Below are 21639 nucleotides of genomic sequence, written 5' to 3' on the forward strand. Positions count from 1 at the left end.
CGGGGCCGTACCGCGGCTCCCCGGGTGCGGTCACGCCTTCGGGGGCTGTGTGCCGTCCTCGCGGCGCAGCCTCCGGTCCAGCGCCATCGACAGCTCCGCGTCCACCACCGCGCGCGCCAGCGGTCGGAGTTGGGCGGGTTCGGTCTCCTTCGTGTGGGCATGCAGTACCCGTACGAAGATTTCCGCGAGCGCCTCCGCGTGCTCGCGGACGCGGCGGCCCGAGGAGAGCACCGTGGCGAGCGGCACCCCTTCCCGTACGAGCTCGGCCGACACCTCCAGGAGGCGGCGGCTGATGTGCACGATCTCGTCCCCGTCGGTGGCGAGATAGCCGAGATCCAGCGCGGCGGCGAGGTTCTCCGGCGTGACCTCGCCCTCGAAGTAGTCCGCGAGCTGCTCCGGGGTGAGCCGGACCGGGGTCTCCTCGGTCGGTTCGCCCAGGCCCAGCACCTCGGCGACATCGCGGCCGCTCTCGAAGGTCGCCGCCAGGTCGGCGATGCCGTTGAGCGTGTGGCCGCGCTCCAGCAGGCCCGCGATCGTGCGCAGCCGGGCCAGGTGGTGGTCGTCGTACCAGGCGATCCGGCCCTCGCGGCGCGGCGGCGGGATCAGTCCGCGCTCCCGGTAGAAGCGCAGGGTCCGCACGGTGATGCCGGCCTCCTTGGCCAGCTCCTCCATGCGGTATTCGCGGTGCTCGCGTCCTTCAGCCACAGGGGCACCCTATGTTGTACCGCCGGTAACTTTCCTTGGTCCGCCCCCTACCCATCAGTACGGACCTGCTCTACTCTCCGAACCATGCCAGTGATTGCTGGCAAAGTCGCGTGACGTACCGCGGGAGGCGGCAGCATGGCCCAGCAGGAGCACGTACGTGTGGCGGTGATCGGTACCGGATTCGGGGGCCTGGGGGCCGCCGTCCGGCTGCGCCGCGAAGGCATCACCGATTTCGTCGTCCTGGAGCGGGCCGGATCGGTGGGCGGCACCTGGCGCGACAACAGCTATCCCGGCTGCGCCTGCGACGTACCGTCCCACCTCTACTCCTTCTCCTTCGCGCCCAACCCGGACTGGCCGCGCACCTTCTCCGGCCAGGAGCACATCCGGGCCTACCTGGAGCGCGTCGCCGACACCTTCGGGCTGCGCCCGCACATCCGGCTGAACCACGAGGTGAAGCTGATGAGCTGGGACAGGGAGCATCTGTACTGGGTGATCGAGTCGGCCAACGGCACCACGCTCCACGCCGATGTCGTCGTCTCCGCCACCGGTCCGCTCTCCGACCCCAAGATGCCCGACATACCCGGGCTCGACTCCTTCCCCGGCAAGGTCTTCCACTCCGCGCGCTGGGACCACGACTACGACCTGGCCGGCAAGCGCGTCGCGATGGTCGGCACCGGCGCCTCCGCGATCCAGATCGTCCCCGCGATACAGCCGAAGACCGCGAAGCTCACGCTCTTCCAGCGCACCCCGCCCTGGGTCATGCCGCGCATGGACCGCACCATCAGCAAGGCCGAGCGCGCCCTCCACCGCGCGATACCCGCCACCGGCACCGCGCGCCGCGGACTGCTGTGGGGCATACGGGAGTTGCAGGTCAGCGCCTTCACCAAGCACCCCGACCAGCTGGGCCTGGTGGAGACGATAGCCAAGTCCAACATGGCGCGGGCCATCAAGGACCCGGCCCTGCGGGCCAAGCTGACCCCCGACTACCGCATCGGCTGCAAGCGGATCCTGCTCTCCAGCACCTACTACCCGGCGCTCGCCCAGCCCAATGTGGACGTGGTCGCCTCCGGGCTCAGCGAGATACGCGGCTCCACCGTGATCGCCGCCGACGGCACCGAGGCCGAGGTCGACGCCATCATCTTCGGTACCGGCTTCCATGTGACGGACATGCCGATCGCCGAGCGGGTCGTCGGAGCGGAGGGCATCACCCTCGCCGAGACCTGGAAGGACGGGATGAACTCGCTGCGCGGCGCGACCGCCGCCGGGTTCCCCAACTGGATGACGATCATCGGCCCCAACACGGGACTCGGGAACTCCTCGATGATCCTGATGATCGAGTCCCAGCTGAACTACATGGCCGACTACCTCCGCCAGTTGAACGTGCTCGGCGGACGCGCCGCGCTCGACGCCCGGTCCGGCTCCGTCACCGCGTGGAACGACAAGGTCCAGCAGCGGATGAAGCGCACGGTGTGGAACACCGGCGGCTGCACCAGCTGGTACCTGGACGAGGCGGGCCGCAACACCACCGTCTGGCCGGGCACGACGGGTGAGTTCCGGCGGCAGACCCGGTCGGTGGACCTCGCGGAGTACGACGTCGTCCGGGCCGGCGGCGCGGGCGGTGAGCGGCGAGCCGGCGGGGCCGGCCGCGTCCCCGAGCAGCCCGGCCGCACCGACCGTGAGACCGTCACCGCCGCCGCGGAAGCCGGACCCGTCGCCGAGGAGGCCACGCGATGAGCCGGCTCCCCCACCGCGGCACCGTCCCGCCCGTGCCCGCCGCCGAGCTGACCGCGCGCTCCGCCGACGGTGCGCGGATCCACGTCGAACTGCACGGCCCCGAGGACGCGCCCGCCGTCGTCCTCGCCCACGGCTGGACCTGCAACACCCGCTTCTGGGACGCCCAGATCCGCGACCTGGCCGCCGACCACCGCGTCATCGCCTACGACCAGCGCGGCCACGGGCTCTCCCCCGAGCCCGGCCCCGGCGGCTACAGCACCGACGCCCTGGCCGACGACCTCGAAGCGGTCCTCGCCGCGACGCTCGCCCCGGGCCGCAAGGCGGTGCTCGCCGGGCACTCCATGGGCGGGATGACGGTGATGGCGGCGGCCGGCCGGCCCGGACTGCGCGAACATGCCGCCGCCGTGCTGCTCTGCTCCACCGGAGCCACGCGGCTGACCGCCGAGGCCCTGGTCCTGCCGCTGCGCGCGGGTGCGCTGCGGACCCGGCTCACCACCGCCGTCCTCGGCGCGAAAGCGCCCCTCGGGCCGGTGACCCCGGTCTCCAGGAAGATCCTCAAGTACGCGACGATGGGGCGAGGTTCGGCCCCCGACCGGGTCGACGCCTGCGCCCGGATCGTGCACGCCTGCCCGCGCCGCGCCCGGGTGGCGTGGGGCCATGTGCTCGCCGAGCTCGATCTCGCCGCGGGCGTACGGGCGTTGCGGGTGCCGACGGCGGTGATCGCCGGCACGGACGACCGGCTGACCCCACCGGCCCACGCCCGGGCCATCGCGGACGCCCTGCCGGTCGGCCTCGGCCTGACCGAGCTGACGGGCATGGGACACATGACGCCGGTCGAGGCCCCGGAGGCCGTTTCGGCGAAAATCAGGGAGCTGGTCACCCGGTACGCCGCCACGGGCGCGGGCGCCACGGCGGAGAAGGAGGATGTCGCATGAGCGGCAAGCGGAATCTGGAGGGGCAGGTCGTCGTCGTCACCGGCGCGGCCCGAGGGGTGGGCGAACTGCTCGCCCGCAAGCTGTCCGCACGCGGGGCGACCCTCGCGCTCGTCGGCCTGGAGCCGGACGAGCTGAAGCAGGTCTCCGACCGGCTGCACGGCGAGAGCGACCACTGGTTCGCCGACGTCACCGACCACGAGGCGATGGCCCAGGTGGCGCGTGAGGTCAAGGAACGTTTCGGCAAGGTCGACGTGGTCGTCGCCAACGCGGGCGTCGCCGCGGGCGGTCCGTTCGCCGACTCCGACCCGGCCGCCTGGCGGCGGGTCATCGAGGTCAACCTCATCGGCGGCGCGGTCACCGGACGCGCCTTCCTGCCGGTGCTCACGGAGAGCCGGGGCTACTTCCTGCAGATAGCGTCGCTGGCCGCGATCACCCCGGCCCCGATGATGACCGCGTACTGCGCGTCCAAGTCGGGCGTCGAGGCCTTCGCGCACAGCCTGCGCGCCGAGGTCGGCCACAAGGGCGTCAAGGTCGGCGTCGGCTATCTCTCCTGGACCGACACCGACATGGTGCGCGGCGCGGACCAGGACGACGTCATGCGCGAGCTGCGGCAGCGGCTGCCGTGGCCGATGAACCGCACCTACCCGCTCGGCCCGGCCGTCGACCGGATCGTGGACGGCATCGCGCGGCGCTCCCCGCACGTCTACGCCCAGTGGTGGCTGCGCGGGATGCAGTCGGTCCGGGGCTATCTGCCCTCGGTCATCGCGATCGGCGGACCGCGCGAGATGCGGCGCTTCGAACCACGTCTCCACACCGTGTCGAAGGGCTTGGTGGGAGCCGGGGGAGCGGCGGACCAGGAGGCGCGCGCGGAGCGTACGTAACGGGGCGGACCGGCACCTCCTCACGGTGGGTAGCGGTCCGAAATGCGCGGGATGTCGGGTCGTGCAACGCTGAGCACGGCCCCGCTGGGGCCACCCCCACATCCGTTCCCACGCATCCCACAGGAGTGAACAGCATGGGTATCGCAGACCAGTTCAAGGACAAGGCGCAGGAGCTCGCCGACCAGGGCAAGCAGAAGGCCGGTCAGGCCAAGGACCAGGCCGAGGAGCGCGGCCGGCAGGACCGCGACCAGCGGTCGGACTCCTCCTCGGGCATGCAGGACCGTGCCCAGGACGCCGCGGACCAGGCGCGCGAGCGTTTTGACCGTTGACGGTCGCTGAGGTGTGACGCGTACGTGCTGCGGTCAGCGCGTGCGTACGCGTCGCGTCAGGAGGCGCACCCGGGCTTGCCGGGTGCGCCTCCTCCTTGTGCGGCGGCCGTACGGACTCACAGCGGCACGCCGTTGGCGCGCAGGACGTCGCGGACGTCCAGGATCAGCGAGAACACCTCGTGGTTGCGGTCCTCGCCCTGTTCGTCCCACGCCCGCTGCTCGGCCTCGACGGCCCTGCGGTCCTCCGCGAAGACCCGTTCGGTGAAATGCCGGATGAACGGCCAGGCCACGCTCAACGCCGCCGGAATCCTCGGCTTCTCGATCATGAGCAGCCCGTACGCGTGGCAGACGCGCTGCTCCGCGTCCTCGGGGACGTACACCGCCCAGAGACGCAGTGCCGGGTGGTCGGCCTTCTCCGGGACCAGGTCCAGCGTCTGGTAGGGGTACTCGGTCCGGATGGTCATGACGTCGCTGGAGGGCCGGCCGCCCAGGCCCTCGGCGGCGAGCAGGCTCGCGCTGCGGTTGCGCTTGCCGCCGGTGTGGGTGAACAGATAGCGGGCCTCCACCGAGGCCGGGCCGCTCTCGTACCCCAGCAGCTTGGGCTGGAGCTTGCCGACCACGCCCCGGTGGAGGAACTGGTGGTTCATGTCGAGCAGGTTCTCGTGCAGGAACGAGTAGTGGCAGCGCACGGTCCGGGAGAACGTCATCGTCCTGTACCGCGGCGAGGCGAAGGCGGGAATGTCCGGCAGGGGGGTGACCGTCGCCCTCTCCGGGTCGCCCGGGAAGACGAACACCAGGCCGTACGCCTCGCGCACCGGATAGGCGCGCACGCCGCGCGGCGGCCGGGCGTCCCCCTTGGCGAGGTAGGGGATCTGCGAGATGCGGCCGTCGCCCCGGTAGGCCCAGGCGTGATAGCAGCAGCGGAGCGTCTCGCCGTCCACGACGCCCATGCTCAGCGGCACCTGGCGGTGGGCGCACCGGTCCTCCAGCGCGTGGACGGCACCGCTCCGGGCGCGGTAGAGCGCGATGCGCTCCCCGGCGAAGACGGCCGCGGCCACCCCTTCCTTCCGTACGCTCCGGGAGAGGGCGACCGGGTACCAGAAGTCCGGGCCGGCCCCGATCCGCCGCAGGTCGGGCGGGGCGGGGGCGGGGCCGGGATCGTCCCCGGGCCGGCCGCGTGCGATCCGGTCCGAGCGGTTCTCCCTCATGCTTCTCCCTCGTACGTGGGCAGCCCCTTCCATCGTGTCCGCCGCCGGCACACGAGCGCCCGCCCGGCACGCCCGGACGGGTGCTCACTACGCACGCACGGGGGATCGGGAGCCGGTTGACCGCCCGTCACCTCGGCGGCAGCGGCGGCCTCCGCAGGTTCGGCGCCGTGTCGTACGACGGGGGCGTCGCCGCCGGGTGGGCCGCCAGCAGGTCCAGCGCCAGGCGGACCGCGTCGTCCAGGACCGCGTACCGCCCCTCCGCCCAGTCCAGCGGGGTGCGCAGGGCCTCCACGTCCGGCTCCACACCGTGGTTCTCCACCGACCAGCCGTACGTGTCGAACCAGGCCGCGTTCATCGGCACCGTGATCGACGTGCCGTCGCCGAGCCGGTGGCGGCCGGTCATGCCGACCACCCCGCCCCACGTGCGCTGGCCCACCACCGGCCCCATCTTCAGCAGCCGGAACGCGGCGGTGATCATGTCGCCGTCCGAGGAGGTCGCCTCGTCGGCCAGGGCGACCACCGGGCCGCGCGGCGCGTTGGAGGCGTAGCTGACCGCCTGCGCGTTACGGGTCAGGTCCCAGCCGAGGATCGTGCGGGTGAGCTTCTCCACGACCAGCTCGCTGATGTGGCCGCCCGCGTTGCCCCGTACGTCCACGATGAGCGCGGGCCGCGCCACCTCCAGGCGCAGGTCCCGGTTGAACTGGGCCCAGCCGGAGCCGCCCAGATCCGGGATGTGCAGATAGCCGCACTTGCCGCCGCTCAACTCCCGTACGACGTCACGGCGTTTGGCCACCCAGTCCTGATAGCGCAACGGGCGTTCGTCGACCAGCGGCATGATCGCCACCCGGCGGGAGGGGCCGCCGCCCGCCGGGGTGAAGGTCAGCTCCACCGTGGTGCCGCCCGCCGCCGTCAGCAGCGGGTACGGGCCCGCCACCGGGTCCACCGGCCGGCCGTCGACGTGGGTGAGGACCGCGCCCTCCCTGATCCCCGTACCGGCCAGCGGAGAACGTGCCTTGGAGTCCGAGGAGTCGCCGGGCAGGATGCGCTGGATCGTCCACGCGCCGTCCCGGCAGACCAGGTTGGCGCCCAGCAGGCCGATCGCCCGCTGGTAGTGCGGCGGGCCCTCGTTGCGGCGGGCGGGGGAGACGTACGCGTGGGAGGTGCCCAGCTCGCCCAGCACCTCGCGCAGCAGATCCGCGAACTCGTCGGGCGACGCGACCCGTTCGACCAGCGGGCGGTACTGGTCCAGCACCCCGTCCCAGTCGATGCCGCACATGTCAGGTTCCCAGAAGTAGTCCCGGATGATCCGGCCCGCTTCCCCGTACGCCTGCCGCCACTCCGCGCCCGGATCGACCTCGTGCAGGATCCGGCGCAGGTCCAGGTAGACCGTGGTGTCGCCGTCGCCGGGTTCGGTGGCGGGGACCGCGCGCAGCTCGCCGTCGTCCATCACGACGAGCCGTGAGGAGTCGCCGCTGACCGCGAACCAGTCGAGGTGGTCGACCAGTTCGGTCCTGCGGGCCTTCGCGATGTTGAAGTGCTCCAGGGTGGGCCGCCCCGACATGTCGGCCGGGTTGGCGAACGTCTCGCCCAGCGCCCCCGAGATCGGCCAGCGCAGCCAGACCAGGCCGCCGCCGCTCACCGGGGCGAGCGCCGAGTACTTGGAGGCGGAGACCGGGAACGGCGTCACCCGGCTCTCCAGCCCCTCGAACTCCACCATCACCGTCGACCCCTCCGACGTACCGCCGTCCGGCACGTCCACCGGGTCGAGGCCGCCCGCCGCCGGGCGTCCGTCGGGCGAGAGCGCGAAGGGGGACGGGGTCGCCGAGGAGAGCGGCACCAGGTAGGGGCGGCAGCCGAGCGGGAAGGACAGGTCGCCGGTGTGGACGTCGTACACCGGGTCGAAGCCGCGCCAGGACAGGAACGCCAGATAGCGGCCGTCCTCCGTGAAGACCGGGTTCTCGTCCTCGAAGCGGCCGTTGGTGACGTCCACGATGACCGGCGCGCCGGGGCCGGAGATCCGGGCCAGCTTGATCTGCCGCAGCGAGCGGCCGACGCCCGGGTGCGACCAGGTCAGCCAGTCGCCGTCGGGGGAGAAGGCCAGATCGCGGACCGGGCCGTTGACCGAGCGGATCAGCTCGGTGAGCCCGGGGTGCTCGTCGACCGGCACGGCGCCGGCCGGGGTCGCCGCGCCGGTGGCCGCGTGGAGGTCGGCGCGGGTCGAGCCGCTGGGGGCCTTCTCCACGGGCTCCACGGTCTCCAGGGGCTCCGCCCCTGCCTCCGCCTCTCCCGTGTCCAGGAGCAGCAGCCGGCCGTCGTTGGAGGCGATGGCCAGGCGCTTCCCGTCCGGGTCGGAGATCATCTCCTGGACCCGGCCCAGCAGCCCGGTGGCCAGCCTGCGCGGCGGCCGGTCGCCGCTGGCGCGCGGCAGATAGGCGATCTCGACCGCGTCCGGGCCGTCCGTGTCGGTGACGTACGCGACCTGCCCGCCGCTGCCGAGCATCTCCGGCAGCCGCACGCGTACGCCCGGGGTGTCGGCGATGGTGCGGGCGGGGCCGTCGCGGTGGGTGAGCCAGTAGAGACTGCCGCGCACGGTGACGGCGCTGGCCCGGCCCGTCTCGTCGACGGAGAGCGAGTCGACGTTGCTGGCGGCGGGCACCTGGTGGACACGCCGGCCGGTGCGCGGGCCGCCGAGGCGTACCTCCAGCTTGCGCGGGGTGGCGTCGGGCGACTCCAGGTCCTCGGCCAGCCACAGCTCGCCCGCGCACTGGTAGATCACCCGGTGCCCGTCGCTGGAGGCGTTGCGGGCGTAGAAGGCGTCGTGGTCGGTGTGGCGGCGCAGGTCGGTGCCGTCCGTCCGGCAGGAGTAGAGGTTGCCGACGCCCTCGTGGTCGGAGAGGAACGCGATGCGGCGGCCGACGAACATCGGGTTGGCGAGGTGCCCGTCGATGTCCGGGAGCAGCCGCTCGCCGTGCAGCCACAGGCGGCCCATGGCCCCGCCCCGGTAACGCTTCCAGGCGGCCGGTTCGTGCGGGGGCGTGCCGGTGAGCAGCAGGGTGCGGCGCTCGCCGTCGATGTCGGCGACCGCGATGTCGGAGACCGGGCCCCAGGGGAGCCTGCCGCCGGGGCTGCCGTCGGTGGGGACGCTGTAGGCCCAGGAGAAGTACGAGAACGGCTGGTTGTGCGAGGAGACGGCGAGGATCTGGCAGGCCTCGCCCGGATCGGGGCTCCAGCCGCAGACCCGGGCGTCCGTCGAGCCCCAGTAGGTGAGCCGGCGCGCCGGGCCGCCGTCCACCGGGGCGAGGTGGATCTCGGGGTCCAGGGTGCGCCAGGTCGTGTAGGCGATGGTGGTGCCGTCGGGCGAGAAGCGCGGATGGCTGACCCGGGTCCGGTCGACGGTCACCCGCCAGGCGCGTCCGGGCCGGTGCCCCGCGGCGGCGAGAGGGGCGACCCAGAGGTCGTCCTCGGCCGCGAAGCACAGCAAGTCCTGGTGGAGGTGCGGGAAACGGAGATACGCGACGTCGTCACTCACCCCCCAATGTTTTCGGTGCGCGGGGCCCGGGGCAACTTGTGGTGCAGGACACAAGCGAAACGGTTTCGTTTCGCTGGCGGGCGGGGGTACGGTTCAGGTGTACGAAACGGTTTCGTTCGATGCCGAGCGAGGCCGTCGGCAGGTGAAGCGAACGCGAAGGAGGTCGGCACATGGCACGCACCAGGCTGACCCCCGAGCGTGAGGGCGAGCTCTACGAGGCCGTCCTCGACCTGCTCCGCGAGGTCGGTTACGACGCCCTGACCATGGACGCCGTCGCCGCCCGCACCCGTTCGAGCAAGGCCACTCTCTACCGCCAGTGGGGCTCCAAGCCCGAGCTGGTCGTGAAGGCGCTGCGGCACGGCAAGCCGGTGAGCCTCACGGACATCGACACCGGTTCGCTGCGCGGTGACTTCCATGCCGCGCTGAGCCGGACCGACGACTGCCAGATGGAGAAGGACGCCGCGCTGATGCGGGGTCTGAGCCATGCCGTCCACGAGAACCCCGAGCTGCTCCAGGCCCTGCGCGAGCTGCTGATCGAACCGGAGATGACCGGTCTCGACCAGCTGCTGCAACGGGCGGTGGACCGGGGCGAGCTGCGTCCGGACAACCCGGCGCTGAAGTACATCCCGCACATGCTGGTCGGCGCGCTGGCCGCCCGGCAGCTGATCGAGGACCGCCCGCTCGACCAGGCGTTCCTCATGGATTACGTGGATGCCGTGATTCTCCCCGCTCTCGGCGTCTGACGTCCCCGCACCACTGCCCGTACGGCTTGGTCCCCGCGTACGGCACGTCCCACCCGCACGGCCCTCTCCCCGAAGCTCCACCTGACACGCCGCTCTCGTCGTCGGGCTGGTTCCTCACGCCCACGTTCCACTCATACGACCTGACCGGGAGTACGCCCCCGTGGCCACTTTCCTCTACAAGCTCGGACGGCTCACCTTCCGCCGCCGCGGCTTCGTCGCCCTGATCTGGGTGGCGTTGCTGGCGGTCGGCATCCTCGGTGCGGCCACCGCGTCCACCGCCACCTCCAGTTCCTTCTCGATCCCCGGTACGGAGGCGCAGCGCGCCTTCGACCTGCTGGAAGAGCGCAACCCCGGAAGCAGCGCCGACGGCGCGACCGCCCGGGTCGTCTTCAAAGCCCCCGAGGGCGAGAAGGTGACCGACGCCGAGAACAAGCGCGAGATCACCGGCATCGTCAAGGAGCTGCGGTCCGGCTCCCAGCAGATCGCCAAGGTCGACGACCCGTTCGAGGCACAGGCCGTGAGCCAGAACGGTTCGACGGCGTACATCTCCGTCTCGTACCAGGTCAACTCCATGGAGCTGACCGACGCGACCCGGGACTCCCTGGAGGACGCGGGCAAGGACGCGCGGAAGAGCGGCATGAAGGTGGAGATCGGCGGCGACGCCCTCCAGGTCATGCCGCACACCGGAACCGCCGAGATCATCGGCGTCATCATCGCCGCGATCGTCCTCGTCATCACCTTCGGCTCGCTGGTCGCCGCCGGGCTGCCCCTGCTGACCGCGCTCATCGGGGTCGGCATCGGGGTCTCGGCGATCACCGCGCTGGCCAACGTGCTGGATCTCGGCACGACCACCTCGACCCTCGCCATGATGATCGGCCTCGCGGTCGGCATCGACTACGCCCTGTTCATCGTCTCCCGCTACCGCGCCGAGCTGGCAGACGGCCGGGAGCGCGAGGAGGCCGCCGGACGGGCTGTCGGCACGGCCGGATCCGCCGTCGTCTTCGCCGGTCTGACCGTGGTCATCGCTCTGGTGGGCCTGGCCGTCGTCAACATCCCGATGCTGACGAAGATGGGCTTCGCCGCCGCCGGTACGGTCGCGATCGCCGTCGTCATCGCCCTCACTCTCGTCCCGGCCCTGCTGGGCTTCGCGGGCAAGCGGATCATGGGCCGCAAGGCGCGCAGGGCGGGCGAGCCGGGGAACGGCGCCGACCTGACGAAGAGCGCCGACGCCAAGCCGAACATGGGCACCCGCTGGGCGCGGTTCGTGCTGCGCAAGCCGGTCTGGGTCATGCTCGTCGGCGTCCTCGGCCTCGGCGCCATCGCCGTACCGGCCGCCTCGCTGGAGATGGGTCTGCCCGACGACGGCGCCCAGCCGAAGTCGACCACGCAGCGCCAGGCGTACGACATGCTCTCGGACGGCTTCGGCCCCGGGTTCAACGGTCCGCTGATGGTCGTCGTCGACACGAAGGACAGCTCCGACGGCAAGGCCGCCGCCGCCCGGGTCGCCGAGGAGGTCGAGTCGATCGGCGTCGTCGCCGTCGCCCCGGCCCGGTTCAACAAGGCCGGCGACACCGCGACGATCGTGGTCATCCCGAAGGACCGGCCGTCCTCCCACGCCACGGAGGAGGTCGTCCACGACATCCGTGACGCGGGCAAGAGCATCAAGGCCGACACCGGGGCCGAGGTCCTGGTCACCGGCGCCACCGCGATGAACATCGACTTCTCGCAGAAGATGAACGACGCCCTGGTGCCCTACCTGGCGCTCGTCGTCGGCCTCGCGTTCCTGCTGCTGATGCTGGTCTTCCGCTCGATCCTCGTCCCGCTGAAGGCGGCCCTGGGCTTCCTGCTCTCGGTGGTCGCGGCCCTCGGTGCGGTCGTCGCGGTCTTCCAGTGGGGCTGGCTCGGCTCGCTCTTCGGCGTCGAGCAGACCGGTCCGATCATGAGCATGATGCCGATCTTCATGGTCGGTGTGGTCTTCGGTCTCGCGATGGACTACGAGGTCTTCCTCGTCACCCGGATGCGCGAGGCGTACGTCCACGGCGAGAGCCCGGGCCAGGCCATCGTGACCGGCTTCAAGCACGGCGCACGGGTGGTCACGGCCGCCGCGGTGATCATGATGGCGGTCTTCGCCGGATTCATCGGCTCCAGCGAGCAGATGATCAAGATGATCGGCTTCTCGCTCGCCATCGCCGTCCTCTTCGACGCCTTCGTGGTGCGCATGGCGATCGTGCCCGCCGTCCTGGCCCTGCTCGGCCGGAAGGCCTGGTGGCTGCCGCGCTGGCTGGACCGGGCGCTGCCCAACGTGGACGTGGAGGGCGAGAAGCTCCAGCAGCAGCTGACCGACCCGTCCGACTCCACCGGGTCCGGTGACGGTGGCGGCGAAGGGGAGCGCGAGCTCGCCCGCGTCTGACCCGTCCGGACGGTGAAGACTCCGGGGCCCGCGTCTGAGCGGAGCGCGGGCCCCGGAAGCGCCGGTTACCTGTGGGGACGGGGACCGGGGCACAGCGAAAGCCCCCGTGCGAACGGCACGGGGGCTTTTCGCGTGTGCGCTCGGTGACGTCACACCGCGGCCGGTCCGGCCCGCGCCGGCCGGACCCGAGGCATCTTGCTGCCATCGAAGGTTGACCGGCATCCGGAAACCGACCGGCACCGACCGATGCCCCGTCAGGGGTCACGTGCTCGCCCACCGGGATCGCACGTCACCTTCCTGCCATCTGCTTGCTCCGCCGGATCTCGCGCGAGTACGACTTGTGAACGCCGGATGGGTCAAGGCGCGACCGCGCGACGGGCGGCGCCTCGTCCATCCGGTGCCGTGCGTACGGACTCTGTGTCCAGCGCCTTCACCGGACGCGGCCCGGCCGCAGACATGACGTATCGACTCATCAGGGGGCCGGGATGGCGGGGACCGCCGCGAGCGTGCTACCTACCAGGCAAGTGCGGCACGACAGCGGCGTCCTCTCCGCGCCGACCGTGCCGTCGAGACGCCTGCCGGGGATCGGCGACCTCCTCAAGCTGCGGTCGAACCTGCTGAACGCCATCCAGTACGCCGCCCTGGACGGCGGCGAGCTCTCGCACTTCGCCGTCGGACCCAAGCGCATGGTGTTCGTCAACCGGAGCACCGCCGCGGACATCGTCCTCTCCGACATCCACACCTTCGGCAAGCCGAACGCCGACAACCCGCTGCGACTGGTGCTCGGGGACGGATTGATCAGCAATCCGTTCCACGACCAGTGGCTGCGGCGGCGGAGGGCCCTCCAGCCCATGTACAGCCGCCCCAGCCTGGCCGGCATGCGGCAGAAGATGGCCGACGTGACAGACGAGCACACCGGGCGCTGGGAGAGCCGCGACCGCACGGAGTTGCGCGTCCACGAGGAGATGCTCTCCTTCGCCCTCGACATCGTGGCCAGGTGCATGTTCAGCCGGTCCGGCGACACGGTGTCCGACGTCCTGACACCGGGCACGATCTCCTTCCTCCTGGAGTTCGTCGAGCGCCGCCTGCGGATGCCGCTCTCCTTGCCGGTCGGCGTACCCAGCCGACGGAACCGGGACTTCACCGCGACCATGCGGGGCCTGGACGACCTCGTCCACCGGCTCATCGCAGAACGGCGCACCACCGGCGAACACCACGGCGACCTGCTGGACATCCTGCTGGCGGTCAAGGCCGGTGACACCGGGGAACCGTTGACCGACACCGAGGTCAGGGACGAGATGCTGACCACGTTCGTCGCCGCGTACGAGACCACGGCCAGTGCGCTGACGTGGATCCTGTATCTGCTCGCCTGCTATCCGGACGTTCAGCAGCGCGTTCGGGAAGAGGTGCGTCGGACCGCCCTGCCCACCTCGGGGAAACAGCGGGAAAGCACTCTTCTCGAGCGCGTCATCAACGAGGGGATGCGGCTCTTCCCGCCGTCCCCGACCATCCCCCGACAGGTCACGAAGGATGTGCTCATAGGCTCGTCGAAGATCCCCGAGGGATCCTTCGTGATGCTCAACGTGGCTGCCATCCACCGGGACCCGACCGTCTGGGAACGGCCGGACGAATTCCTTCCGGAGCGTTTCATGAACGGCATCCCCGGAAAGGGGCGGTTCCTTCCTTTCGGGGCCGGCGCTCATATGTGCATCGGCAAGGGGTTCGCCATGATGGAGATGAGCATGCTGCTGGCGGCCATTCTCGACAAATTCGAAGTATCGCAGCGGGATTCCACCGGGCCTGCCCCCAGGGCACTGCTCACCCTGCGGCCTCGTGAAGGTTTCAGGGTGACCCTCACGCGTATGTGACTTCACTTCGGGTGCGTATTCGCCAGAGGCGGCACGATTTCATGAGAGAGGTTCGGCCCATGCGTCGTATGACGCGCTTCAACGCGGTGGTCAAAAACGTGCGCCCTCGCACGCTCCTGGTCAGTCCGCTCTCCTACTGCGTGGGCGTGGCGGTGGCCGATCACCGCTTCGACCTCACGGTGCTGTTCGGCGTCCTCTTCCACGTGCTTGCCCCTCTGGCCGCCAACGCCCACAACGCCGTGACCGACCTCGTGGAGGACGGCAAGAACGTGCCGGGCCGCTTGAAGCTGGTCGAAACGGCCGGCGAGGGTCTGCTCAAGGGAGTCCTGTACACGTGCCTGGGCATCATGCTGGTGCTCTCGCTGCTGATCTCGTTCGCACAGACGCTTCTGTGGGTCTTCAGCGTTTTCCTGGTGCTCGGATACTCCTCGAAGAGGTTCCGCCTGAAGGGCCGCCCGATCGTGGGGATGGCGGTCTTCTCGATGGCGGTCACAGAACCGTACATCGCGGGTGCGCTGCTCGGTGACTCGTGGTGGGACATCCCCCATTACGACTCCTACCAGCCGGTCGCTCTGGGGGTGTTCCTCTTCTGCTGGTACTTCGCCAAGGGCATCATGAAGAACGTCCCCGACTACGCCGGGGACAAGGAAGCCGGGCTGCGGACGATCCCGGCTCTCCTGCCGTCACAGCTCGCCGGCGCCTGGGTCGCCGCTGTTGCGACCACCCTGGTGTACGCCGCGTTCCCGGTGCTCGTCCTTCTCGCCGATATGCCCGACCGGCTGGCCTGTGCGGGCGTCATGGTGATCCCGGCCGTGGCCAACATGGTCTCCATGGTCCGGGCCCGGACGCCCGTCGAGTACAACCTGGTCGGCCAGCGCGACATGTACGTATCCGTGGTCTTCCTCGGCCTTCTCCTCTTCGGGGTGCGGCCCTCGGTCGGGACAGCGCTCATCGGCCTTCTCGCTGTCGCGGTCATGGCCGGGGCGGATCTGTCCGGTTCGGATTCCCGAGTGAGTCGTCACATCACCCGGCTCGATGCGAAGGTGGACATTTCCAGTGGAGGAGGGCGGGACAGGTGACGAGTGACCGCACGCGCGGCAACAAGAGTTCCGAAGTGCACGGGATCTTTCAGAAGATCGCCGGGTACTACGATCGAATGAACTTTCTCATGACGCTCGGCCGTCATGAGAAATGGTGCCGGGAGGTGGCCGCACGGGTCGCACCCGCCGGGGGCGGACGGTTTCTGGATCTGGCCACGGGCACGGGGGTGATCGCGCTGGCGGTGGCCCGCAGGAGCCCCGACGCCACGGTGACCGGCGTCGACTTCTCCGAGGAGATGCTGCGCCGGGCCCGGACGAAGCCCGGGGCGGACGCGGTGCGCTGGCAGCACGGGGACGCGGCCGATCTGCCGTTCGAGGACGAGTCCTTCGACGGAATCACCGAGGGCTACCTCCTCAGGAACGTCGAGGACCTGGACCGGGTACTCCGCGAACAACACCGGGTCCTCAAGCCCGGCGGCCGCCTCGTGATCCTCGAAACGTGCCCCCCGAGTGGCCTGGTGAAGCCCGTCGTCAAGTGGGGATTGCGCGTCATCGTCCCGCTCCTGGGGCAGGTCGTCGCGCGTGACCGAAGGTCCTACACCTATCTCGAGTCCAGCACCCGCGCCTTCGAGTCGCCGCAGAGCATCGCCGGCGCACTGAGCGGGCTCGGCTTCACGGACATCGGGTGGCGCAAGAAGTTCTTCGCCACCAACGTCATTCTGTGGGCCACCAAGGCGAATTGACGGCGCACATCGGCAGCACGTCGACGCACTGAGAACCTCTTGCCGAACATGGGGGAAAACTTGTGAGCAAGCCTGTTCCGGACAGCCACGCGGCTGTTCCTCACATATCGCACGTCAAGAAGGCGCTGGAGCACTGGGCATCGGAACACCCCGACCTCATCGGATCCATCGGAACCGACGGCGAGGGGCTGACCTGGCGGGAAATCGCCGCCTCGACGCGGACCCTGGCCGACCGCATCGCGGCGGCCGGGGCCGGTGCGGGCGATCGGGTCGCGGTCATGGCGGGCCGGTCGCGCTACGCGCTCAGCAGCCTGCTGGCGATCTGGGCCAACGGATCGTCGGCGGTGCTCCTCGACGAACGGCATCCGGCCGAGCGCCTGCGCTGGATCGTGGCGGACTCCGGGTGCGAAGTGCTCGTGTCGTCCGAGCCGGACGCCGTCGAACTGGGCCTCAAGCTGGTCGAGACGCACGGCTCGCAGGTCCACTCCGCCGCCCCGCGGGCCGGTGAGTCCGACGGGGCCGAGTGGGCCGAGTGGGCCGACGGCGAGGGCCGGTTTGAGGCATACGTCGTCTACACCTCGGGGACCACCGGCCGCCCCAAGGGGGTGCGCGTCGGCTCCACCGCCCTGGGAAACCTCCTGGCCAATGCCGAGTCGCTCGGGTACCGGCCCGGCGGCCGGGCCGTCTCGGTCGTCTCTCCGGGGTTCGACGGCTGGCTGTGGTCGGTCCTCACCCCGTTCGTCAACGGCGTGACCTGCGTCGCCCTCGACCCGGCGCTCGGAAACCTGGAACAGGCCCTGGCCGCAAGGGAGATCGACCACCTCTGCATGACCCCCTCGCTGTACGCCACGCTCGCCGAGCTGCCGAAGGCCGAGGTCGCCGTGGTGGCGGGCGAACGCTGTCCGGACGCCCTGGCCGACCGCCTCCGGAGCGTCGCCGACCGAGTGATCAACGTGTACGGGCCGACCGAGACCACCATCGCCGCCACCATGGCCGACACCCTGCGCCGCGACGACCCCCGCACCATCGGCCGTCCGCTCGCCGGCTACACGGTCACCGTCGTCGACGCCGACCTGAACGAGGTCCCTTCCGGTGTCACCGGCGAGATCCTCATCGGCGGCACCGGAGTGGCCCTCGGTTACGTCGACGCGCATGCTCCGGGCACGGACCGGTTCATCGACCACAACGGCGCCAGGCACTTCCGTACCGGGGACTTCGGGGCACTCCGTACCGATGGACAGGTGAGCATCCTCGGCAGGGCCGACAACCAGGTCAAGATAGGCGGCTTCCGGACAGAACTCGAAGAGCTGGAGAACATCGCCTGCGAGGTACCCGGCATCGAGGGCGCCGTGGCCTATACGCGCGGTGAGCCGCCCACCCTGGCCATCGCCCTCCAGACGGCTTCCGGGAGCCCCCTCGACGACGACCTGCGCACCCGGCTCTCCGCCCACTTCGCCGCACGGTTGCCACGCCAGCTGTGTCCGACCCTGATGCATCGCATCGCCGACATACCGCTGGCGGCGACCGGCAAGGTCGCACGGGACGCGGTAGCCGAGCTCGGCGATGCCGAACTGGCCGGGCGGCGTGCCGACGCGGAGGGTGCCGGGCCCGCACACGCCGACCCCTTCCTCGGCTGCGTCCTGGAGGCATGGGGCAGCGCCTTCGGGCACGCCGTCGCCCAGGACTCCGACTTCTTCGCCATCGGCGGACACTCACTGCTCGCGGCCCAACTGGCGTCCCACATCGAGACGGAGCTGGGGGTGACGGTCTCGATCAACGACGTCCTCACGACCAGGACCCCCGGAGCGCTGGCGAGACGGATCGACGAAGCGAGGGCGGCATGACGTATCTGCGCCCCTTCACCGCGGCCGACGAGAGCGCCACCGCGACCGTGGTGGTGTTCCCGCAGGCGGGCGCCGGCTGCCTGCGCCTGCGCGCGACTGCGGCGGCGCTGGCCCCCGGAACGCACCTGCTCGGCGTGCAGTTGCCGGGACGCGAGGACCGGCTGGAGGACGCGGCGGCCGACAGCCTGGCCGAGGTGGTCGACCACATCAGCGGCGAGCTGCGCGAACCGGCGCGGCGTCGCCCGCTGGTGCTGCTCGGCGTCAGCCTCGGCGCGCTCATCGCCTACGAGGTGGCGAGACGGCTCGAGTCCACGGGCACCGCGGCCCACTCCCTGGTCGTCGCCGCGGCCCGGTCGCCCGAACACTGGATGACTTTTCCCTCGGCGAACCCGTCCCAGGCGCAGCTGACGGCCCTGCTCCACCCATCGGTGCGCGAAACCCGGCACGCCCCGTACGCCCTCCTGCCGCTCCGTGCGGACCTGCGTCTCATGACCGGCTACCGGGTCCCTTCCGCACCTCTGGCCAGCACATCGCTGCGATCGGTCTCGGGCCACCGCGACCGGGTCGTCACCGCCGGGCAGATGGCCCGGTGGCGCGAGAGAGCCACTCACTACCGAGGACATCAGGTGATCGACGCGGACCATCACGGGTTCATGGACCCGGACACCGTCATCGGAATGCTCTCGGACGCCGTGTCCGGGACCGCTCCGCTCCGGGCGGTGTGCGGATGACGCGGCTGACAGCGCCGGACCTGTTCGAGCCGGGTCTCTTCGAGGGCACCGGGTTCTACGACGTCTTCGCCTGGTACCGGGCGAACGACCCCGTGTCCTGGCAGCACCCCGCCGGGGAGCCGGAAGGCTTCTGGAACGTCACCCGGTACCACGACGTGGTCTCCGTGCACCGCGACAGCACTCGCATGAGTTCGGCGAAGGGCATGCGGCTCGGCTCGGCGGACCGGGCGGTCGACGCCGTCGCGAACAAGATGCTGATCGTCGCCGACCCGCCCGACCACACACGGATGAAGCGGGTGCTCAACCAGCCGTTCTCGAACGAAGTCCTGTCCAGGGCCGAGGAGTACGTGCAGCAGGTCGTCGCCGACGTCGTCGCGAGGGCCGTCCGGAACCCCGGTCCGAATCTGATCGCGCAGCTCGAACGGATCCCCACCGACGTCATCTGCGCCATCATGGGGCTGCCCCGCACGGACTGGGAATGGATCGGGAGAAAGACCACCGAGGCATTCGAATCCCCCTCCGAGGTCCGGCGCATCACGGCGAACGGCGAGATCTTCAAGTACTTCGGCGACCTGGTGCGCGAGAACCACAAGTCCGGCGCGAACGCGTTCATCAGCGGTCTCACCGCACAGAACTCCGGCGGCGCCCGGCTGACGGACCAGGAACTCGTCTTCAACTTCAGCGGCATCCTGGCCGGTGGAAACGAGACGACCCGGTTCACGCTGGCCGCGCTCACGCTCCAACTGGCGGAGCACCCCGACCAGTGGGCCCGCATCGTACGCGGGGAGGCCGAGCCGGAGGTCGCCACCGAAGAGGCGCTGCGCTGGTCGGCGCCCGGCATGCATGTGCTGCGGACCGCCACCGAGGCGCTGCGGATCGGGGACGTCGAGGTCGAGCCCGGCCAGCGCGTCGTCACCTGGATCGGCTCGGCCAACCGGGACGCGGAGGTGTTCGACGCCCCGGACACCTTCGACGTCGGACGGACCGGCAACCGGCATCTGAGCTTCGGCGCGGGCCGCCACATGTGCCTGGGGAGCCGGCTCGCGCGGCTGGAGATCACCGCGTACCTGCGGGTGCTGCGTGACATGGTGCGATCGATGACGCTGCGGGGCCGGCCGCGCTACAACGGGTCGAACTTCACCTGGGGACTGAACGAGCTGCCGGTGGTGCTGCACGCATGACACGGACAAGGTCCGCCTCCCCGGTGCGCGCCGTGACTCTCTGCCTCCCCGACGAGGTGTTCCAGGGGGGTCGGCCCGACACCGCCGGCATCGTCCGGTACGGCGAGAAGATACTGGCGGTCAGTGACGAGATCACCGATGCCGGGTACGAGGTGCAGACGGTGCGCCTGTCCAGCCCGGCACTCGACCGACCGCTCCACCACGACCAGCTCCACGCGCGAGCCGCCCGTCTCGTCGAGGGGTGCCGGCGGGCGGGCGTGGGCAGCGCCTCGCTGGGCGTCCTGCGGCCTTCCGCGCTGGTGGGGCTGGAACCCGCGGACGTCGCGGACGTGCTGGTCACGCACCCGTCCCTGTTCCTCGCCGTCCTCGTCGCCGACGGCGCGGAGGTCGACCATGCCGCCGTGGCCTTCAGCGGGGCCGTGGTCCGCGCCCTGGCACATCGCGACGGGGAGGCCAACTTCCGGTTCGCGGCAGTCGCCCATCTGGGCGCCAACGCTCCGTTGTTCCCCGGCTCGTACAGCGACGGGGGCGAAGCGGGGGTGAGCGTGGGGCTCCAGTCGGCGGGCCCCCTGCTCGCCCGCGCCCGCGAGGCGGCGGCACTCGACCTCACCGGGGCGACGACCCTGACCAGGAGCTGGCTGCATGAGCAGCTCGACCCCCTCGACGACCTGCTGCGGCCTGCCTGCGAGCGCCACGGCCTGCTGTTCCACGGCTTCGATCCCTCCCCGGCCTGCGCCCCGGACGCCAGCATCGGGGAGTTCCTGGAGACCGTCGGCGGTATCCGCTTCGGATCTCCCGGAACGGTGGCAGCCTGCGCGGCGGTCACGGCGGGCATCCGCTCGGTCGGCCTGCCCACGGTCGGCTACGCGGGGCTGATGCTTCCGGTCCTGGAGGACGAGGTGCTCGCACTGGCCTGGCAGCAGGGCCGTATCGACAGCGCATCGGTGCTCGCGTACTCATCGGTCTGCGGTGCCGGGATGGACACCATCCCCTTGCCCGCGTCGACCCGGGAACACGAGATCGTCGCCATGATCGCGGACATGGCGGCGCTGTCGGCCCGCTGGGCGAAACCGCTGTCCGCCCGGTTGATGCTCGCGCCTCCGGGGGCCGATCCGCGCCGTACGGAGTTTCGAGCGGAACAGATCATCAACATCGACTACCCCACCGCTTAGCGGCCGCGCACGCCGAGCCGCGCCTCAGCCGCGGGCCGGCTGGGCGCCCCGCTCCTCCGTGGCGCCCTGCTCGGCGCTCCTGCCGGGGCGGGTGGTGCGGGACGGCGGCCGCGGTCCGCCGCCCGCGTCCGGTGACACCCCCGGACTCTGCGTACGGTGAGTCCGGGCGAGGAACCGGACCAGCGTCCGGATCTCGAACTGGAACACCTCGACCCCGTCCGTCGAATGCAGCTCCACGATCAGCTGCGTACGGCCGCAGGGCCAGACGCGGACGGCGCCGCGCTCGATCGGTGTGCGCAGACCGCGTTCCAGGAGGTCGCGGCCGAACGCCCAGTCGGTGCCGTCGGGCAGGCCTATGTGGACGGTGCGCCGCTCGTCGGCCGGGTCGTAGCGCAGATCGACCGGGACCGGACGGGTGAGAGGGCCATCGGTGATGAGCCGGGCGCGTGCGTGTTCTTCGATCACAGGGGACATGGGCCGGCTCCTCCTCTATGTATCGTTCTGCTCTCTAATGTCCCATATTTTGCTGAAATAGCGCGATGAGCGCGTACGCACCGTGACCGTGAGTGCATCTCAGCTGCCGAAC

Annotated in this window: 17 protein-coding genes; 13 read left to right on the plus strand and 4 right to left on the minus strand. The window is 70.8% G+C overall.

Annotated elements, in window-relative coordinates; translation table 11 throughout:
* Positions 1-30: 30 nt before the first annotated feature.
* On the minus strand, positions 31-672 hold the full coding sequence (locus tag IE145_RS11705; protein ID WP_069740301.1) for a MerR family transcriptional regulator: 642 nt from the start codon (positions 670-672) through the stop codon (positions 31-33).
* Between the two features lie 168 nt (positions 673-840).
* On the opposite strand from IE145_RS11705, the gene IE145_RS11710 reads away from it, so the two are divergent.
* From IE145_RS11710 to IE145_RS11725, 4 genes are all read left to right on the plus strand, one after another.
* On the plus strand, positions 841-2439 hold the full coding sequence (locus IE145_RS11710) for a flavin-containing monooxygenase (RefSeq protein WP_189520847.1): 1599 nt from the start codon (positions 841-843) through the stop codon (positions 2437-2439).
* On the plus strand, positions 2436-3374 hold the full coding sequence (locus tag IE145_RS11715; protein WP_189520848.1) for an alpha/beta fold hydrolase: 939 nt from the start codon (positions 2436-2438) through the stop codon (positions 3372-3374). The genes IE145_RS11710 and IE145_RS11715 overlap by 4 nt, the downstream gene beginning before the upstream one ends.
* Positions 3371-4255, plus strand: a complete 885-nt coding sequence (locus IE145_RS11720; protein ID WP_189520849.1) for an SDR family oxidoreductase — start codon at positions 3371-3373, stop codon at positions 4253-4255. Before IE145_RS11715 ends, IE145_RS11720 begins: the two co-directional genes overlap by 4 nt.
* A 134-nt stretch (positions 4256-4389) precedes the next feature.
* Complete coding sequence (locus tag IE145_RS11725; RefSeq protein WP_189520850.1) at positions 4390-4584, plus strand: hypothetical protein; 195 nt, start codon at positions 4390-4392, stop codon at positions 4582-4584.
* A gap of 116 nt (positions 4585-4700) precedes the next feature.
* On the opposite strand, the gene IE145_RS11730 is transcribed toward IE145_RS11725, so the two are convergent.
* Positions 4701-5792, minus strand: a complete 1092-nt coding sequence (locus IE145_RS11730; protein ID WP_189520851.1) for a Rieske 2Fe-2S domain-containing protein — start codon at positions 5790-5792, stop codon at positions 4701-4703.
* Positions 5793-5919: 127 nt separating this feature from the next.
* Entirely contained in the window at positions 5920-9321 is a 3402-nt protein-coding gene (locus IE145_RS11735) for a S41 family peptidase (protein WP_189520852.1), read from the minus strand.
* Between the two features lie 170 nt (positions 9322-9491).
* Here IE145_RS11735 and IE145_RS11740 point away from each other — a divergent pair, with 170 nt between their 5' ends.
* The 9 genes from IE145_RS11740 to IE145_RS11780 all read left to right on the plus strand — a co-directional run bounded on the left by IE145_RS11740 (position 9492) and on the right by IE145_RS11780 (position 21053).
* On the plus strand, positions 9492-10064 hold the full coding sequence (locus IE145_RS11740) for a TetR/AcrR family transcriptional regulator (protein ID WP_189520853.1): 573 nt from the start codon (positions 9492-9494) through the stop codon (positions 10062-10064).
* Positions 10065-10224: 160 nt separating this feature from the next.
* On the plus strand, positions 10225-12474 hold the full coding sequence (locus IE145_RS11745; protein WP_189520854.1) for an MMPL family transporter: 2250 nt from the start codon (positions 10225-10227) through the stop codon (positions 12472-12474).
* Positions 12475-12998: 524 nt separating this feature from the next.
* Positions 12999-14342 (plus strand): cytochrome P450, encoded by a 1344-nt coding sequence (locus IE145_RS11750; protein ID WP_189520855.1) that lies wholly within the window; start codon positions 12999-13001, stop codon positions 14340-14342.
* 59 nt (positions 14343-14401) lie between these two features.
* Positions 14402-15421, plus strand: coding sequence for a UbiA family prenyltransferase (locus tag IE145_RS11755; protein ID WP_189520856.1), 1020 nt, complete (start codon positions 14402-14404; stop codon positions 15419-15421).
* Positions 15418-16125: a ubiquinone/menaquinone biosynthesis methyltransferase gene (locus IE145_RS11760; RefSeq protein WP_189520857.1), complete on the plus strand. Its 708-nt coding sequence runs from the start codon at positions 15418-15420 to the stop codon at positions 16123-16125. Before IE145_RS11755 ends, IE145_RS11760 begins: the two co-directional genes overlap by 4 nt.
* 62 nt (positions 16126-16187) lie before the next feature.
* Positions 16188-17969, plus strand: a complete 1782-nt coding sequence (locus IE145_RS11765) for a non-ribosomal peptide synthetase (protein ID WP_189520858.1) — start codon at positions 16188-16190, stop codon at positions 17967-17969.
* On the plus strand, positions 17966-18700 hold the full coding sequence (locus tag IE145_RS11770; RefSeq protein WP_189520859.1) for a thioesterase II family protein: 735 nt from the start codon (positions 17966-17968) through the stop codon (positions 18698-18700). Before IE145_RS11765 ends, IE145_RS11770 begins: the two co-directional genes overlap by 4 nt.
* Positions 18697-19881, plus strand: a complete 1185-nt coding sequence (locus IE145_RS11775; RefSeq protein WP_189520860.1) for a cytochrome P450 — start codon at positions 18697-18699, stop codon at positions 19879-19881. Before IE145_RS11770 ends, IE145_RS11775 begins: the two co-directional genes overlap by 4 nt.
* Positions 19878-21053 carry a DUF711 family protein gene (locus IE145_RS11780; protein ID WP_189520861.1) on the plus strand — a complete coding sequence of 392 codons (1176 nt, stop codon included), beginning with the start codon at positions 19878-19880 and terminating at the stop codon, positions 21051-21053. Before IE145_RS11775 ends, IE145_RS11780 begins: the two co-directional genes overlap by 4 nt.
* A 24-nt stretch (positions 21054-21077) precedes the next feature.
* Here the strand turns inward: IE145_RS11780 and IE145_RS11785 are convergent, their stop codons facing one another.
* Entirely contained in the window at positions 21078-21527 is a 450-nt protein-coding gene (locus tag IE145_RS11785) for an SsgA family sporulation/cell division regulator (protein WP_189520862.1), read from the minus strand.
* Between the last annotated feature and the right edge of the window lie 112 nt (positions 21528-21639).

The organism is Streptomyces sindenensis, from assembly GCF_014649035.1.
Taxonomy (GTDB): Bacteria; Actinomycetota; Actinomycetes; order Streptomycetales; family Streptomycetaceae; genus Streptomyces; species Streptomyces sindenensis.

Coding starts and splice junctions, on each gene's coding strand:
- IE145_RS11715 (WP_189520848.1), top strand. CDS start 2,436: ATGAGCCGGCTCCCCCACCGCGGCACCGTCCCGCCCGTGCCCGCCGCC.
- IE145_RS11785 (WP_189520862.1), bottom strand. CDS start 21,527: ATGTCCCCTGTGATCGAAGAACACGCACGCGCCCGGCTCATCACCGAT.
- IE145_RS11775 (WP_189520860.1), top strand. CDS start 18,697: ATGACGCGGCTGACAGCGCCGGACCTGTTCGAGCCGGGTCTCTTCGAG.
- IE145_RS11710 (WP_189520847.1), top strand. CDS start 841: ATGGCCCAGCAGGAGCACGTACGTGTGGCGGTGATCGGTACCGGATTC.
- IE145_RS11740 (WP_189520853.1), top strand. CDS start 9,492: ATGGCACGCACCAGGCTGACCCCCGAGCGTGAGGGCGAGCTCTACGAG.
- IE145_RS11780 (WP_189520861.1), top strand. CDS start 19,878: ATGACACGGACAAGGTCCGCCTCCCCGGTGCGCGCCGTGACTCTCTGC.
- IE145_RS11725 (WP_189520850.1), top strand. CDS start 4,390: ATGGGTATCGCAGACCAGTTCAAGGACAAGGCGCAGGAGCTCGCCGAC.
- IE145_RS11720 (WP_189520849.1), top strand. CDS start 3,371: ATGAGCGGCAAGCGGAATCTGGAGGGGCAGGTCGTCGTCGTCACCGGC.
- IE145_RS11705 (WP_069740301.1), bottom strand. CDS start 672: ATGGAGGAGCTGGCCAAGGAGGCCGGCATCACCGTGCGGACCCTGCGC.
- IE145_RS11730 (WP_189520851.1), bottom strand. CDS start 5,792: ATGAGGGAGAACCGCTCGGACCGGATCGCACGCGGCCGGCCCGGGGAC.
- IE145_RS11755 (WP_189520856.1), top strand. CDS start 14,402: ATGCGTCGTATGACGCGCTTCAACGCGGTGGTCAAAAACGTGCGCCCT.
- IE145_RS11770 (WP_189520859.1), top strand. CDS start 17,966: ATGACGTATCTGCGCCCCTTCACCGCGGCCGACGAGAGCGCCACCGCG.